Origin of the sequence: Streptomyces sp. NBC_01788 (assembly GCF_035917575.1) — a bacterium.
Lineage (GTDB): Bacteria > Actinomycetota > Actinomycetes > Streptomycetales > Streptomycetaceae > Streptomyces.
In genome coordinates, this window is the sequence record NZ_CP109090.1 from 3315579 (window position 1) to 3331784 (window position 16206).

The 16206-nt window shown below is 70.5% G+C and carries 12 protein-coding genes and 1 riboswitch; of the genes, 2 read left to right on the top strand and 10 right to left on the bottom strand.

Annotated elements, in window-relative coordinates; genetic code table 11:
- Window positions 1–7 precede the first annotated feature (7 nt).
- Complete coding sequence (locus OIE49_RS15095) at window positions 8–2539, top strand: ABC transporter permease (protein ID WP_326802764.1); 2532 nt, start codon at window positions 8–10, stop codon at window positions 2537–2539.
- A gap of 140 nt (window positions 2540–2679) precedes the next feature.
- Window positions 2680–4326 (top strand): IS1182 family transposase, encoded by a 1647-nt coding sequence (locus OIE49_RS15100; protein ID WP_326802765.1) that lies wholly within the window; start codon window positions 2680–2682, stop codon window positions 4324–4326.
- Window positions 4327–4403: 77 nt separating this feature from the next.
- Here OIE49_RS15100 and OIE49_RS15105 read toward each other — a convergent pair whose 3' ends face one another.
- The 10 genes from OIE49_RS15105 to OIE49_RS15150 form a co-directional block, all read right to left on the bottom strand.
- The gene (locus OIE49_RS15105; protein ID WP_326806237.1) at window positions 4404–5714 is read right to left on the bottom strand and encodes a cyclopropane-fatty-acyl-phospholipid synthase family protein; all 1311 of its coding nucleotides are present in this window, start codon (window positions 5712–5714) and stop codon (window positions 4404–4406) included.
- Between the two features lie 254 nt (window positions 5715–5968).
- Window positions 5969–7354, bottom strand: coding sequence for an NAD(P)/FAD-dependent oxidoreductase (locus tag OIE49_RS15110; protein ID WP_100571026.1), 1386 nt, complete (start codon window positions 7352–7354; stop codon window positions 5969–5971).
- A 438-nt stretch (window positions 7355–7792) separates the two neighbouring features.
- Window positions 7793–8734 (bottom strand): Ppx/GppA phosphatase family protein, encoded by a 942-nt coding sequence (locus OIE49_RS15115; protein ID WP_326802766.1) that lies wholly within the window; start codon window positions 8732–8734, stop codon window positions 7793–7795.
- A complete protein-coding gene (locus OIE49_RS15120) occupies window positions 8731–9336 on the bottom strand; it encodes a DUF501 domain-containing protein (RefSeq protein ID WP_326802767.1) in 606 nt (201 codons plus the stop codon). Before OIE49_RS15120 ends, OIE49_RS15115 begins: the two co-directional genes overlap by 4 nt.
- A 25-nt stretch (window positions 9337–9361) precedes the next feature.
- Window positions 9362–9838 carry an FtsB family cell division protein gene (locus OIE49_RS15125; protein WP_100571029.1) on the bottom strand — a complete coding sequence of 159 codons (477 nt, stop codon included), beginning with the start codon at window positions 9836–9838 and terminating at the stop codon, window positions 9362–9364.
- Window positions 9839–9982: 144 nt separating this feature from the next.
- The gene (eno, locus tag OIE49_RS15130; RefSeq protein ID WP_100571030.1) at window positions 9983–11275 is read right to left on the bottom strand and encodes a phosphopyruvate hydratase; all 1293 of its coding nucleotides are present in this window, start codon (window positions 11273–11275) and stop codon (window positions 9983–9985) included.
- A gap of 252 nt (window positions 11276–11527) precedes the next feature.
- Window positions 11528–12217: a transglycosylase family protein gene (locus tag OIE49_RS15135; protein WP_326802768.1), complete on the bottom strand. Its 690-nt coding sequence runs from the start codon at window positions 12215–12217 to the stop codon at window positions 11528–11530.
- 4 nt (window positions 12218–12221) lie between these two features.
- Window positions 12222–12389, bottom strand: a riboswitch (cyclic di-AMP (ydaO/yuaA leader).
- Between the two features lie 182 nt (window positions 12390–12571).
- Entirely contained in the window at window positions 12572–13585 is a 1014-nt protein-coding gene (locus OIE49_RS15140; protein WP_326802769.1) for a transglycosylase family protein, read from the bottom strand.
- Window positions 13586–13807: 222 nt separating this feature from the next.
- Window positions 13808–15094: a cytochrome P450 family protein gene (locus OIE49_RS15145; RefSeq protein WP_326802770.1), complete on the bottom strand. Its 1287-nt coding sequence runs from the start codon at window positions 15092–15094 to the stop codon at window positions 13808–13810.
- Between the two features lie 65 nt (window positions 15095–15159).
- Window positions 15160–16140, bottom strand: a complete 981-nt coding sequence (locus tag OIE49_RS15150; RefSeq protein ID WP_326802771.1) for a nucleoside triphosphate pyrophosphohydrolase — start codon at window positions 16138–16140, stop codon at window positions 15160–15162.
- Between the last annotated feature and the right edge of the window lie 66 nt (window positions 16141–16206).

A 16206-nucleotide genomic window follows, 5' to 3' on the forward strand; every position in this document is an offset into this window, starting at 1 on the left:
CGAACCCATGTTCCGCACAGCCTTGCGCAACGTACTCGCGCACAAGGCCCGGCTCCTCATGACTGTGCTCGCCGTGATGCTCGGCGTCGCCTTCGTGTCGGGGACCCTGGTCTTCACCAACACCATCTCGGACGCGTTCCAGAAGAGTTCCGCCAAGGGCTTCGACCATGTCGACGTGGCCGTGCGGTCCAAGTTCCAGCAGAGCAAGGGCGACCAGGTCGGCAAGCGGCCCGAGCTGACCCAGGCGCTGCTGGACGAGAGCGCCCGCGTCCCCGGCGCCGGCTCCGTCATCGGCGTCGTGCACGGCTTCACCGCGATCGCCGACAAGGACGGCAAGCTGATCGGCGGCGGCTTCCAGTCCCAGGGCGGCAACTACTGGGGCACGAAGGACCCCCGTTACCCGCTCAAGTCGGGCGCCGCCCCGCACGGCGAGAACCAGGTCCTCATCGACTCCGAGACCGCCCGGCGCGCCGGGTACAAGGTCGGCGACACCGTCCGCGTCTCCGTCGACGGCCCCGTCCTGAAGCCCACCGTCAGCGGCATCTTCACCACCGACGACGGCAACGTCGCGGCCGGCGGCAGCCTCGCCCTGTTCGACACGGCGACCGCCCAGAAGCTGTTCGGCAAGCCGGGCACGTACGACGAGATCGACGTGCAGGCGAAGGCGGGCACCAGCCAGGCGGCGCTGAAGACGCAGCTCGACCGGGTGCTGCCGAAGGGGAAGACCGAGACGACCACCGCCGCCAAGCTCGCCGACGACCAGGCGCGGATGATCTCGGACTCGATGAGCGGACTGCGTCAGGGCCTGCTGGTCTTCGCCGGCATCGCGCTGTTCGTCGGCACGTTCATCATCGCCAACACCTTCACCATGCTGGTCGCCCAGCGCACCAAGGAACTGGCGCTGCTGCGCGCGGTCGGCGCCTCCCGCCGCCAGGTCACCCGGTCCGTGCTGATCGAGGCGTTCCTGGTGGGCACGGTGGCCGCCGTGACCGGTCTGGTCGCGGGCATCGGCATCGGCGCCGGACTGAAGTCCCTGCTGGGCTCGATGGGCGCCACCGTGCCCGACGGGCCGCTGGTCGTCACGCCCGGCACGGCCGTCGCCGCCCTCGCGGTCGGTGTCCTCGTGACCATGCTGGCCGCGTGGCTGCCCGGCCGCCGGGCCGCCAAGATCCCGCCGGTGGCGGCGATGAGCAGCCTGCACGCCCAGGCGACCGCCAAGTCGCTGGTGCTGCGCAACACCATCGGCGCCCTGTTCTCGGCCGCCGGTGTCGCCACGGTCCTGGCGGCCACGACGATGGACGACATCCAGTCCGCCCAGGCACCCATGGGCATCGGCGCGGTGCTGCTGATCATCGGCGTGTTCATCCTGACCCCGCTGCTGTCCCGTCCGCTGATCGCCGCCACGGCCCCCGTCCTGCGCGCCTTCGGCGTCTCCGGCAAGCTGGCCCGGCAGAACTCGGTACGCAACCCGCGCCGTACGGCGGCCACCGCGTCCGCGCTGATGATCGGCCTGACCCTCATCACCGGCATGACCGTGATGGCGGGCAGCCTCCAGCACGCGATCGACAAGATGGCCTCGTCCGCGATCCGCGCCGACTACGTGGTGTCGATGGCGAACGGCAACTTCCTCTCCCCGGACGTCGACAGCAAGCTGCGCGCCACCGAGGGCGTGACGGCCACCAGCCCGCTGCGCAACGCGCCCTCCCGCATCGACGGGCAGACCGAGTTCCTCACCGGGGTGAACGGCAAGGCGATCCGCGAGCTGACCGATCTCCGGGTCGACGACGGCTCCTTCACGGTCGGCGGCACGAAGGTCGTCGTCGACGACAAGACCGCCAAGTCGCACGACTGGAAGGCCGGTTCGGTCTTCACCGCCTCCTTCGAGGACGGCAAGAAGCAGCGCCTGACCGTCGCCGGGGTCTACGAGGGCAACGAGATGATCCGCGGGATCATGCTGGACAACGCCACCCTCACGCCGCACGAGTCCCGCCCGAACGACATGCAGGTCATGGTCAAGACCTCCGACGGGGCGTCCGACGCGACCAAGGACCGGCTGGTGGAGGCCCTCGGCTCCAACCCGGCAATCAAGATCCAGGACAAGAAGGACATCTCCAACGGCATCGCGCAGATCTTCACCCTGATGCTGAACCTGCTCTACGGCCTGCTCGCCATGGCGGTGATCGTCGCGGTCCTCGGAGTCATCAACACCCTGGCGATGTCGGTGTTCGAGCGCTCCCAGGAGATCGGCATGCTCCGCGCCATCGGCCTGGACCGCAAGGGCATCAAGCGGATGGTCCGTCTGGAGTCCCTGGTGATCTCCCTGTTCGGCGGTGTCCTCGGCATCGGGCTCGGCGTCTTCTTCGGCTGGGCGGCCGGTGAGCTGCTGGGCTCCAGCCTGTCGACGTACGAGCTGATCCTGCCCTGGTCGCGGCTGGTCGTCTTCCTGCTGCTCGCGGCGGCGGTCGGCGTGCTGGCGGCCCTGTGGCCGGCCCGGCGCGCGGCCCGCCTGAACATGCTCCAGGCCATCAAGTCGGAGTAGCGGTCGCCTGTGCGACCTCGGCGCCAAAGGGGGCCCGTTCCATGACGGACGCTGTTGGTAAATCGGGTGCGGGCGTGACGACGGCCTGGATGACCCCGTTGGGGTTGTGCAGGCCGTCGTCGTGTTGAGGGGTGGGTTCGGTGTCCCTGCGTGGGGTGGATCTGGCGGAGATTCCGGAGGAGACCGCTCGGCTGGCACGTGCGGTGTTCCCGAAGGGCTGCCCGGTTATGCGGGTGCGGGATGCGCTCGGGCCGGTGTTCTCGGATGCCGATTTCGAGGAACTGTTTCCGGTCAGGGGGCGGCCGGCGGTGTCTCCGGCCCGGCTCGCGCTGGTGTCGGTGTTGCAGTTCGCCGAGGGGCTGACCGACAGGCAGGCCGCACACGCGGTCCGCTCCCGTCTGGACTGGAAGTACGCCCTCTCGCTGGAGTTGGCCGACACCGGATTCGACTTCTCGGTACTCAGCGAGTTCCGTGCCCGGCTGGTCGACGGCGAGGCCGTCCAGATGATGTTCGATGCAGTACTCCGGGCGGCCGGCGAGGCAGGGCTGGTCAAGGCGGGCAAGCGGCAGCGCACGGATGCCACGCATGTGCTGGCCGCAACAAGAGACCTGAACCGTCTGGAGTTCGTGGTCGAGACACTGCGGGCGGCACTGAACCAGGTGGCGGCGGAGGCCGGGGACTGGCTGGTGACGGTGTCGCCGCCGGAGTGGTTCGACCGCTACTCGGCCAGGCCGGAGGACAGCCGCTTCGCGTCCCGGTGGGCGGCCCGCGTCGAACACGCCGACCAGTGCGGGACCGACGGCATGACGCTGCTGGAGGCCGTCTGGTCGGCCGCGTCACCGCCCACGTTGCAGAGCCTGCCCGCAGTGGAGTTCCTGCGGCAGACCTGGGTGCAGCAGTTCCACCACGTTGAGGGCGCCGTGCGCTGGCGGGGGACGAAGGACCTCCCGCCGGGCCTGATCCGCTTACGGACCCCCTACGAACCCGAGGCCCGCACTGGTTCGAAACGGGATCTGGGCTGGTCCGGTTACAAGGTCCACCTCAGCGAGACCTGCGAGCCCGACGCACCGCATCTGATCACCCACATTCGCACCACGCCGGCGCCCGTCAACGACGTCCTCGTCCTGGAGGACATCCACACCGCCCTGGCCGAACGGGGCCTGCTGCCGGACGAGCACCTGGTGGACGCCGGATACATCGACGCCGAACAGATCCACCACGCCCGCCGCGATCACGACATCGAACTGGTCGGTCCGGTCAAGCCCACCACCGTGAAGGGACAGGCGACCGGAGACGTCTTCAACAACACCCGCTTCACCATCGACTGGGACCAACGCAAGGCCGTCTGCCCCGGAGGCCAAACCAGCGTCCAGTGGCGGGAAGCCCAAAGCCAGTGGGAGGCCCCAGTCACCCGGGTCCGGTTCGCTGCCCGGCACTGCGACCCCTGCGAACTGCGGACCTCGTGCACCAGCTCCAGGACCGGCCGCAATCTGACCCTGAGACCGAAGACCGAGCACGACATCCTTCAACAGGCCCGTATCGAGCAGGACACCGACCACTGGCGCCGCCGCTACGGACACCGAGCCGGCGTCGAGGGCACCATCTCACAGAGCGTCCAGGCGTTCGGCCTGCGCAGATCCCGCTACCGCGGCCTCACCAAGACCCGGTTGCAGCACTACTGCACCGGCGCCGCCATCAACCTCGCCCGCATCGATGCCTGGCTCACCGGCAGACCACTCGCCAAGACTCGCGTTTCGCCCTTCGCAGCACTCCGCCCCGCTGGATGAGATCCAGCGGGGCGGAATTAACCAACAGCGTCCATGACGGAACGGGCTCCCTTGGCGTATGAGCCGGGCGGCGTGCGCTAGGCGGGCGGGGCGCCCCAGGTGCGGGCCCGCAGCGGCATCCCCGAGTCGCCGGACGCGGGGGTCCGCACGGCCAGCACCTGATTGACGCCGATGCGGTTGCGTTCGAAGGCGAGCGCGGAGGCCGCCATGTACAGGAGCCAGACACGGGCGCGTCCGGGGCTGGTGAGTCGCACCGCCCGGTCCCAGTCCGCCTCCAGGTTGGCCACCCAGCGGCGCAGGGTGAGCGCGTAGTGCTCGCGGATCGACTCCACGTCGCGAACCTCGAAGCCGGCCCGCTCCAACTGGGTCACGGTGGTGCCGACGGGGGCGAGTTCGCCGTCCGGGAAGACGTAGGCGTCGATGAACTCGTCCACGTGGTACTCGGATTCGTCCCGCTGCGGCCGGCGGCCGATCTGGTGGTTGAGCAGCCGTCCGCCGGGCTTCAGCAGGGCGTGCAGATCACGCGCGTACCGCAGGTAGGAAGCAGCCCCGACGTGTTCGGCCATGCCGATGGAGGAGATCGCGTCGTAGGGGCCGTCGTCCACGTCCCGGTAGTCCTGGACGCGGATCTCCACCCGGTCGGTGAGCCCCTCGTCGGCGACGCGCTTGCGGGCGTACGCCGCCTGCTCCTGGGACAGGGTGACGCCGACGACGCCCACGCCGTGCTCGCGGGCCGCGTGGACTGCCATGGACCCCCAGCCGCAGCCGACGTCGAGGAGGCGCCGACCGGGCCTCAGGTCCAGCTTGCGCGAGATCAGTTCGAGCTTGTCGTGCTGGGCCTGTTCGAGGGTGGCGAGGGGTTCGCGGGCCGGCCAGTAGGCGCAGGAGTACACCATGGCGGGGCCGAGGACGAGCTCGTAGAAGTCGTTGCCGACGTCGTAGTGGTGGCTGATGGCGCGCCTGTCGCTGTGCCTGGTGTGCAGGTGGCCGCGGCGCCTGCGGATCTCCTCGCCGGGCGGGGCGGGCGGCAGCGGCGGGCCGCCCAGCTTCACCAGGCCGCGGACGGCGGCGCGGGCCTGCGGGTCGCGCAGCGTCCCGGCGAGACCGCGGGCGTCCTCGCCACGCTCCCAGATCAGGCCCGAGAGCAGTTCCAGCGCGGTGTAGAGGTCGCCCTCGACGGTCAGGTCGCCGGCCACCCAGGCGCGGGCCAGGCCCAGTTCGCCCGGCTTGAACAGCAGCCGCCGCAGGGCCCGGCGGTTGCGTACGACGAGCATCGGTGCGTCCGGCGGCCCCGCCTCGGAACCGTCCCAGGCGCGGACGCGCACGGGAAGCGGGGTCCCCACCAGTTGTTCGAGGAGTCGTGTGAGCCGCAGCGCGGCATCGGGCATGGTGCACACCTCCATGACGACGAACGCCGGAATGTCATCCACCACGTAAACACCGGGACGCATCGGGCGCAGTCCCGCAACGGAGTTACGACTGGGCAAACACCACCGTTCCACCGCAACGGCTCCGTGTCACGACGGGCGGAACGCCGAAGGACCTCCCGCACCACGGATGGCGGGAGGTCCTTCGGTTCGTGCGTCGGGCCAGGAGGCCGTACGGCCCGGAGGTCAGAGACCCGGAAGCCGGGAGGCCTGGGTCAGGAGGCCTTGGCCTTCTCCTCGGTCTTCCCCGCGGCGGCGGGCACCGGCGCGGGCTTGGCGGCCTCGTAGAACTCCTCGCGGGGGTTCTCCATGGCGCCGAGGGAGACGACCTCGCGCTTGAGGAACATGCCGAGGGTCCAGTCGGCGAAGATGCGGATCTTCCGGTTCCAGGTCGGCATGGCCATGCCGTGGTAGCCGCGGTGCATGTACCAGGCGAGGCGACCCTTGAGCTTGATCTTCATCTTGCCCATGACGATCATCGCGACGCCCTTGTGCAGGCCGAGACCCGCCACCGCGCCCTTGTTGGCGTGCTCGTAGTCCCCCTGCGGGAAGCCCCGCATCTGGGAGATCACGTTGTCACCGAGGACCTTGGCCTGACGCAGCGCGTGCTGGGCGTTCGGCGGGCACCAGGCGTTCTCGTTGCCCGCCCGGCGGCCGACGAGGTCGGGCACCTGCGCGTTGTCACCGGCGGCCCAGATGTAGTCCGTGCCCTGCACCTGGAGGGTGGGCGCGCAGTCGACGTGGCCGCGCGGGCCGAGCGGCAGACCGAAGCGGGACAGCACCGGGTTGGGCTTGACGCCCGCGGTCCACACGATGGTGCTGGAGTCGACCTCGAGGCCGTTCTTGAGCACCACGTGGCCGTCGACGCAGGACTCCATGGAGGTGGAGAGGTAGACCTCCACACCGCGGCCCTCGAGGTGCTCCCTGCCGTACTGGCCGAGCTTGGGGCCGACCTCGGGGAGGATCTTGTCGGCGGCGTCGACGAGGATGAAGCGCATGTCCTCGCGGGACACGTTGTTGTAGTACTTGGCCGCGTCCCGGGCCATGTCCTCGACCTCGCCGATGGTCTCGGCGCCGGCGAAGCCACCGCCGATGAAGACGAAGGTGAGCGCCTTGCGGCGGATCTCCTCGTCGGTGGTGGAGTCGGCCTTGTCGAGCTGCTCCAGGACGTGGTTGCGCAGTCCGATGGACTCCTCGATGCCCTTCATGCCGATGCCCTGCTCGGCGAGGCCGGGGATCGGGAAGGTGCGGGACACCGCGCCCATCGCGATGACCAGGTAGTCGAAGGGCAGCTCGTACGCCTCGCCGACCAGCGGGGCGACCGTGGCGACCTTGCGGTCCTGGTCGATGGTGGTGACCCGGCCGGTGAGGACCTCCGCCTTGGGCAGCACGCGTCGCAGCGGGACGACGACGTGCCGGGGCGAGATGCTGCCGGCTGCGGCTTCGGGGAGGAAGGGCTGGTAGGTCATGTACGAACGGGGGTCGACGACCGTGACGGTCGCCTCTCCGTAGCGCATCTTCTTGAGGATGCGCCGAGCTGCGTACAGGCCTACGTACCCACCGCCTACTACGAGGATCCTGGGACGCTCCGTGGTGCTCATGGCATCGAGTATCCACCTGCTCCAGGGGGGTCGCTCGTGCGCCCCTTCACAAGGTTCGACAGCCCCTGTGGTAAACTCCGCGCCCCCGTTCGGTGAGCTCTGATGGCCACAGGCGGCCGCCGTCCGGTTCGGGCCGTTGTCAAGACCGCGTGAGCTGCTCATCTGACCGAAGACGGTCCCCCGCCGAGGGGCCGCGCGGCCCTTCCGGAACCACTTCCCGGCGCTCACCCGAGCACCGCTTTCCGCCTGCTGAGACCCCGAAAAGGCCCCCGGAGGCCCTTTCGGCCCTTGACACGGGCGAATTCCTTGTGAAGAAGTTCACGAAGTTTTACTGGCGGAACGTCACCAGGGGGCGCCGAACGGGCCCCCGGGTGCGCTCACACGGTATCCGAACTGCTCAACCGCAGGCTACTGGCCAGTAGAACCAGGGGGACGAGCCTACGCCACGGACCACGCGATGCCGTCGAGGATGTCGTGCTCGCTGACGACGACCTCCTTGGCGCCGATCCGCTCCATGACGGCCAGCAGGACCAGCGCGCCCGCGCCGATGACGTCGACACGGCCCGGGTGCATGGAGGGGATCGCCGCGCGCTCGGCGTGCGTGGAGCGCAGCAGGCGGTCGCTGATCTCGCGGACGCGCTCGCGGGAGACACGGGAGTGGTGGATGGCCGCCGAGTCGTATCCGGGCAGCTCCTGAGCGATCGCCGAAACCGTCGTCACCGAGCCGGCCAGGCCCACCAGGGTGCGCGCCTCGCGCAGCGGGACCGTCTTCTCGGCGAGGTCGAGCGCGGCCTCGATGTCGGCGCGTACGGCGGCGATCTGCTCCTCCGTCGGCGGGTCGGTGACCACCCCGTCCCGCACCAGGTGACGCTCCGTCATGCGGACGCAGCCCACGTCCACCGAGCGCGCCGCCCGGACGTGGTCGTCGCCCACGACGAACTCCGTCGAGCCGCCGCCGATGTCGACCACCAGGAAGGGCCGGGCGAGGTCCGTACGGCCCGTCAGCTCCCTCGTCGCGCCGGTGAAGGAGAACTCCGCCTCCTGGTCACCGGAGATCACCTCGGGCTCGACGCCGAGGATGTCCATCACCCCGCGCACGAACTCGTCCCGGTTCTCGGCGTCCCGGGAGGCGGAGGTGGCCACGAAGCGCAGCCGTTCGGCGCCGTGCTCCTTGACGGCCCGGGCGTACTCCCGGCAGGCCGCGAAGGTCCGCTCCAGCGCCTCGGGGGCGAGCCGGCCGGTGCGGTCGACGCCCTGGCCGAGCCGCACGATGGTCATGCGCCGGTCCAGCTCGCGCAGTTCGCCCGTCGCCGGGTCGGCGTCCGCGACCAGCAGACGGATGGAGTTCGTACCGCAGTCGACGGCGGCGACCCGGGTCATGCGCCGTCCTCCCCGGTCTCCAGGGGACCGACGGCGGACCGGCCGCCTTCGGAGGTCCCGGTCTGACGCCCCTCGCCGGACGGCGGCTGCGCGGGCGTCACACACGGACCCTTGCGCCACCACTCGGGCAGCATCGCGATCGCCTCGTCGCCGAGCGGGTTCACACCGGGCCCGGCGGCGAGCGAGTGGGCGACCAGGACGTGCAGGCACTTCACCCGGTCCGGCATGCCGCCCGCGCTGGGGAAGCCCGTCAGCTTCTCGATCTCGTCCCGGCGCCGGATGTAGTCCTCGTGCGCGGCCCGGTACGCGGCCGCCAGTTCCGGGTCGGTGGCCAGCCGCTCCGTCATCTCCTTCATCACGCCGTCGGCCTCCAGCGTGCCGATGGCCGAGGCGGCGCGCGGGCACGTCAGGTAGTACAGCGTGGGGAAGGGCGTGCCGTCGGGCAGCCGCGGTGCCGTCTCCACGACGTCGGGCTGCCCGCAGGGGCAGCGGTGCGCGATCGCGCGCAGCCCGCGCGGCGGACGCCCGAGCTGCTGCTCGAAGGCCTCGATGTCCGCCTCGGTGGGCTCGGTGCGCTCAGTGGACGGCGGTGGGGTTTCCATGCCTTGCGTACATCTCTCTGTCAGTTCACTGGTCGGAGGCGTCGGACTTGTCGACTCCGTCCCAGACGTTGGCGTACCAGGGGCGGCGGGCCGTCCCCCGCTCGGCGCGGGACCGCTCGGCCGGGCCCGGTTCGACCACGGAGTAGCCGGTCTCGCCGGGCTTCACGTAGTGCAGCCGCCGCCGGATCTGCTGTTCGGCGTAGGCGTCGTCCTGCCAGCGTGCCTTGAGGTCGCGCAGTTGTTCCACCCGCTGCTGGGCCTGCCGCTTCTGGCGTTGCAGGTCGGCGATGTCGGCGCGCTGGGAGACGTACTGCCGCATCGGATACGCGAGGGCGACCACCATCGAGCACAGCACCAGCGCGAGCAGCGCCGCGCGGCCGGTGAGGCGGGAGCGGCGGGCCTGGCGCCGGGTCTGCGAACGGTAGACGCGGGCCGCGGTCTGCTCGCCGAGCAACCTGATCCTGGTCGTGGTGGAGAACCGGTCCCGGTCCTTGACGGCCATCGTCCCGCCTCCCGTTCGTGCCCGCGCACACACGTGCGTACGTCCCCGGACACGGTACGGGACCGGGTACGGGGACGTACGTGCGACGGGCGAAGCCGTACGCTGTGCGGCTCAGCCGCCGTGGCGGCCGAGCTCTTGTCGTGCTTACTGGGCGGAGCGGAACCGCGGGAAGGCCGAGCGGCCCGCGTACACCGCGGCGTCGTCGAGGATCTCCTCGATGCGCAGCAGCTGGTTGTACTTGGCGACGCGCTCGGAGCGGGCCGGGGCGCCGGTCTTGATCTGGCCGCAGTTGGTGGCGACGGCCAGGTCGGCGATCGTGACGTCCTCGGTCTCGCCGGAGCGGTGGGACATCATGCACTTGAAGCCGTTGCGCTGGGCCAGCTCGACGGCGTCCAGGGTCTCGGTGAGCGAACCGATCTGGTTCACCTTCACGAGCAGCGCGTTGGCGGCGCCCTCCTCGATGCCGCGGGCGAGACGCTCGGGGTTGGTGACGAACAGGTCGTCGCCGACGAGCTGGACCTTGTCGCCGAGCTTGTCGGTGATGACCTTCCAGCCGGCCCAGTCGTCCTCGAACAGCGGGTCCTCGATGGAGACGAGCGGGTAGGCGGCCACCAGCTCCTCGTAGTACTCGGTCATCTCCGCCGCGGAGCGGTCCTTGCCCTCGAAGAGGTACTTGCCGTCCTTGTAGAACTCGGAGGCGGCGACGTCGAGCGCGAGGGCGATCTGCTCGCCGGGCGCGTAGCCGGCTTCCTTGATCGCTTCGAGGATGAGGTCGAGGGCCTCGCGGTTGGAGCCGAGGTTCGGGGCGAAGCCGCCCTCGTCGCCCAGGCCGGTGGACAGGCCCTTGCTCTTCAGGACCTTCTTCAGGGTGTGGTAGACCTCGGTGCCCCAGCGCAGGGCCTCGGAGAAGGACTCCGCGCCGATCGGGGCGATCATGAACTCCTGGATGTCCACGTTGGAGTCGGCGTGCGAGCCGCCGTTCAGGATGTTCATCATCGGCACCGGCAGCAGGTGCGCGTTCGGACCGCCCAGGTAGCGGAAGAGGGGGAGGTCCGAGGCCTCGGAGGCGGCGTGGGCGACGGCGAGGGAGACGCCGAGGATGGCGTTGGCGCCCAGCGAGCCCTTGTTGTCGGTGGCGTCCAGGTCGAACATGGCCTGGTCGATCAGGCGCTGCTCGGTGGCGTCGTAGCCGACGAGCTCCGGGCCGATCTGCTCGATCACGGCGAGGACGGCCTTCTCGACGCCCTTGCCCTGGTAGCGGTTGGGGTCGCCGTCACGGAGTTCGACGGCCTCGAAGGCACCGGTGGAGGCGCCGGAGGGGACGGCGGCACGACCGGTGCTGCCGTCGTCGAGGCCGACCTCGACCTCGACCGTGGGGTTGCCTCGGGAGTCCAGGATTTCCCGGGCTACGACGACGTCGATGGACGGCACGAGCATCTCCTTCTGGGATGTGACGCTGAAAGTGCGGGGCGTGAGCCCTGCGACTAGAGCCTAACCGTCCCGGGGCGGCGACCGGCCGACCGACCGCCTCATGGACAGAGTGACAGTACCCTTTGTTCCCGTTCGGAACAAAGGGGGAGGGGAATCTTCGGGAACGGGCCGGTGTGCGGGAGACGAAAAAAGCCCCGCCCCGGCGCGCAGGGGGGAACGCGCCGGGACGGGGAGCCCGTGGAGGGCGGGGACGGGCCCTTACTTCAGGTGGAGCTGCTGGCCCGGGTAGATGAGGTCGGCGTTGTCGACGATGTCCTTGTTCAGCTCGAACAGCTTCTGCCAGCCGCCCTGGACGCCGTGGCGGGCGGCGATGGAGCTGAGGGTGTCGCCGGAGACCACCTTGTACTCGCCGTCGCCCTTCTCGACCTTCTTGCCGGTCGGCGTGGTGACGGTCCCGCTCGGGGCCGGACGCGTCGCGGAGCGGTTGGCGGCCTGCCGCTCGGTCGAGCGGGTGGTGGTGCTCTTGGCGGAGCTGCCGTTCGACGACGAAGACGCGGGGGCGCTGCCCGTGTAGGCGGCGCCGGACAGGCCCTTACCGCAGACCGGCCAGGCGCCCTTGCCCTGGCCCGCGAGGACCTTCTCGGCGACGGCTACCTGCTGCGACTTGGAGGCCAGGTCGGCGCGCGACGCGTAGGAGGTGCCGCCGTACCCGGCCCAGGTGGAGTTGGTGAACTGGAGGCCGCCGTAGAAGCCGTTGCCGGTGTTGATGGACCAGTTGCCACCGGACTCGCACTGCGCGACCGCGTCCCACTGGGAGGCGGTGGCGGCGGAGGCGTCACCGACCGCCATCAGCGGGGCGGCGACCGCGGCGCCGGCGACACCGGCGAGCGCGACGACACGGGTGGTCCTGGACGGACGGCGGTGCTTGCCCTTGCTGGAGAACAGCATGGATGGATCCCCTCACCGACGCCTGCGAGGTGAGCTGTCGGGTTCGGGCCGGTTGAGTTGCCCGGCCGTGCCTCGTACACGAGGCACGGCTCCACCCCTAGCCGCTCCGGTCAACTGCCCGGCGCGGCGCCTACCTTGGGTCCCCCGCTCCTGCCCACGGCGCTTGACGCGACGACTGTTCCCGTGCGGCCGCTGGCAGGATTCGGCGTTGCGGCAGCCGGGGCTCGCGGTGACGAGCGGTCACGACCGTAGGCACGCGCTCCGCCGAACTCCAAAGACGATCAGGGCTTCTGAGACTCATCCCACACTTTCCCCGAATCGGGCATTCGGGGCGAAGCGTGACGTGAACTCCCGCTACTTTTGGGGCGTTTCGGTAGGGACATTCAGGGTCTGACCGGCGGAGACGTGGTTCGGGTCGGACCCGATCGCGCCCTTGTTCGCGGCGTACAGCGCATCCCATCCGCCGGGCACGCCAAGGGAGTCGGCGATGGACTCGAGGGAGTCGCCGGCGCGAACGGTGTAGGAGTCGCCGGCGCGTGCGGCGTGGCGGCCGGCGGAGGCGGCCGTGTGGTTGTCGACCAGGTTCTCGACGGCACTGCCGCCGCGGTGCCGTCCGCCGCCCAGCGCCCCGGTGTCGACCAGGGCCGAACTGCCGCCGACCTGCCAGGACTTGTCCGTGTCGCCCAGCTCCGGCGCGGCCGGGGGCGAGGTGTCGGGCGACTGGGACCCGCTCGCGGCGACATCATGTGACGTGTCGGACTTACCCGGCTTGCCCTTCTTGGCCGGCGAGGACGGCGAGGGTGAGGACGTGGTGGGGGACTCGCTCGGGTAGTCGGAGGAGTCGGCCGAACCAGGGTCGGTGTCCGACGAGCCGGACGAGTCGGCCGGCGTCTGTGACGAGTTCGACAGACCGAGGTCGTCGGTGAGCGACTTTCCGGAGGAGTTGGCGGATCCGGTGTCGCCCACTCCGGTGTCGACCTTCGCCGCCTCGGACTTCTCGCCGAGACCGGAGAGCAGCCCACACGTCGGCCAGGCGCCGGGACCCTTGTCGGCGAGCACCTTCTCGGCCACGGCTATCTGCTGGGACCGGCTCGCCTGATCGGCGCTCAGCGCGTAGTCGAGGCCGCCGTACTTCTCCCAGTCGTCCTGCGTCATCTGCAGGCCGCCGTAGTAGCCGTTGCCGGCGTTGGAGCTCCAGGCGCCGCCGCTCTCGCACTTGGCCACCTTGTCCCAGGTGTTGCCGTCGGCCGCACTGGCGGCGCCGGCGGCCATCAGCGGGATGGCGATGGCGGATCCGGTCACTCCAGCGGCGACGAGGAGGGCCGGAGCCTGACGGGGCCGACGGTGACGACCGTTCCCGGAGAGCATACGGAGACCTTTCGTGCGACAACGCTGACCCGCGTGGCGGCCGCGACTCGGCGCCACGCTGATGGGTGAAAGTAGCCGCTGACGCTCGCTTGTTACAAGTTCATGCCGCACAGATCACGTGAAGATCACACAGCTGACGCCGTGTCATGTTCGAGGCCTTCAGTGGGTAGGGGTGATGCGGCGGCAGGCGCCTTTTCCGGCCTTGTCCGGCTTCCCTCCGACTTACCGACCAGGGGTGAACCGCACCGGCAGCGTCCGCAGTCCGCGCATGATGAGCCCGCCGCGCCAGCGCAAGTCGGCTGGATCCGAGTCCAATTGGAGATCCGGAAGCCGGTTGAGGAGGGTGGCCAGCGCGGTCTGGCCCTCCAGACGGGCGAGCGGTGCGCCGAGGCAGTAGTGGATGCCGTGTCCGTAGCCGAGGTGTTGATTGTCACGTCGCCCGAGATCGAGGACGTCGGGGGCGTCGAACCTCTCCGGATCCCGGTCGGCGGCGGCGAGGACGACGAGGACCGGGTCGCCGGAGGCGATGTCCTGCCCGCCGATGGTGAGCGGCTCGGTGGCGTAGCGCCAGGTGGCCAGTTCCACCGGTCCGTCGTAGCGCAGGAGTTCCTCCACGCCCGTCTCCAGCAGGCCGCCGTCCCCCTCGGCGAGGGACCGCTGGAGCCGGTCCCGCTGCTCGGGGTGGGTGAGCAGGGCGAAGGTGCCGTTGCCGATGAGGTTGACGGTGGTCTCGAAACCGGCGAACAGCAGAATGAAGGCCATCGCGGCGGCCTCGTTCTCGGTGAGGTGCTCGCCGTGGTCGGAGGCGCGGATGAGGGCGGAGATGAGGTCCTCGCCGGGGACGGGCTCCGCCGGCAGCGCCTCGCGCTTGCGGTGGATGAGCTCCGCGAGATAGCTGCGCATCTTCTTCACCGAGCGGGCGACTCCGCCGCGGGAGCTCTTGCCGTGGCGCCGGGGGTCCGTGGACTCGCCCCCGGGAAGATGCAGCATCATGCCTGCCCAGTCCCGGAAGTCGTCCTGGTCCTCGCGGGGGACGCCGAGAAGGTCGCAGATGGCGTAGATGGGCAGCGGGAAGGCGAACTCGCGGATGAGGTCGGCGGTGCCGCGTCCGGCGAACCCGTCGATGAGTCCGTCGGTCAGCTCCTGCACCCGCGGGGCGAACTCGGCGACGCGGCGCGGGGTGAACGCCTTGCTGACCAGTCGGCGCAGCCGGGTGTGGTCCGGCGGGTCGATGTTCAGCAGGTGGGTCATCAGCTCGGCCTTGCGCTCGCCGGGGATGCCCGTCCTGCCCTTGGCGTGCGCGGGCTCGGCGTGGTGCGCCGGGTTCTTGCTCAGCCGCTGGTCGGCCAGGGCCTGCCGGGCGTCGGCGTACCGGGTGACCAGCCAGGCCTCGACCCCGCTGGGGAGGCGGGTCCTGTGCACGGGGGCGTGCTCGCGCAGCCAGGCGTAGGCCGGGTAGGGGTCGCTCGCGAACTCCCAGGTGAACAGGGTGGGTGGCTGGTCGTGCATGGGGCCGACCCTAGCGCCGGGGCGTCCGCGCGGTGCAGTCGCGTACCGCGCGGCCGCTCAGGGCCTCAGTTGCCCTCCGTCTTTATGATCACGTCCCGGTACGCGCGCGCCGCCGCGCGCAGGGCCGCCTCCGGGTCGACGCCCTCGGCCTCGGCACGGGCGGCCAGAGCCAGCAGTTCGTACCCGAAGCCCTCGCCCGCCGGGAGGGGGACGTCCAGGCCCGCCGTGCGAACCCGGGAGGCCAGCTTGGCGGCGAGGGCGAGGCCGGGCTGGCCGAGGGGGACGCCCTCGGTCACGGAGGTGCGCCGCTTCTCCTCGGCCTTGGTGCGCAGCCAGTGCGCCTTGACCTCCTCCGGGGTGGTGGCGGTCTCGTCGCCGAAGACATGCGGGTGGCGGTGAATCAGCTTGGCGACGATGGTGCCGGCCACGTCGTCGATGGAGAACGGCTCCTCGGGGTCCTCCTCGGCGATACGGGCGTGGAAGACCACCTGGAGCAGGACGTCGCCCAGTTCCTCGCGCAGTTCCTCGCGGTCGCCGTCCTCGATCGCCTCGACCAGCTCGTACGCCTCCTCGATGCCGTACTTGGCCAGGCCCTTGTGGGTCTGCCGGGACGACCAGGGGCACTCGGCGCGGATGCGGTCCATGACCTGGACGAGGTCGAGCAGGCGGGCGCCGGGCAGGTCGTAGGAGGCGGGCAGCAGTTCCAGCTCGGGCATCTGCACACGGCCGGATCCGGCCAGGCGGGCCAGTCCGTCGGTCAGGGCGGGCTCGCCCTCGCCGGTGGCCACGACGACGACCGTACGGCCGCCGGCGCACGCGTCCACCAGCTCCTCCGCGCTCGGCGCCGCCTCGTCCACGGCCGTGCCGGCCTCCCGCAGATACGGGAGCTGCGGATGGGCACCGTCCGCGCACAGCACCCGGTCCGCCGACCGCAGTGCCTGCCAGGCGGGCCAGGACAGCAGTCCGGGGGCGACCCGGTGGCTGGTGGTGAGCAGGACGATCCGGCCCGGGGCCGCTGCGGAGGTGGTCGCGCTGGTGGTGTTCACGCTCCGAACGTAACGCACGCGGCTGGGGTCACCTTGAGTTGTCCACAGGCCGGGGGCTGCCCCTGG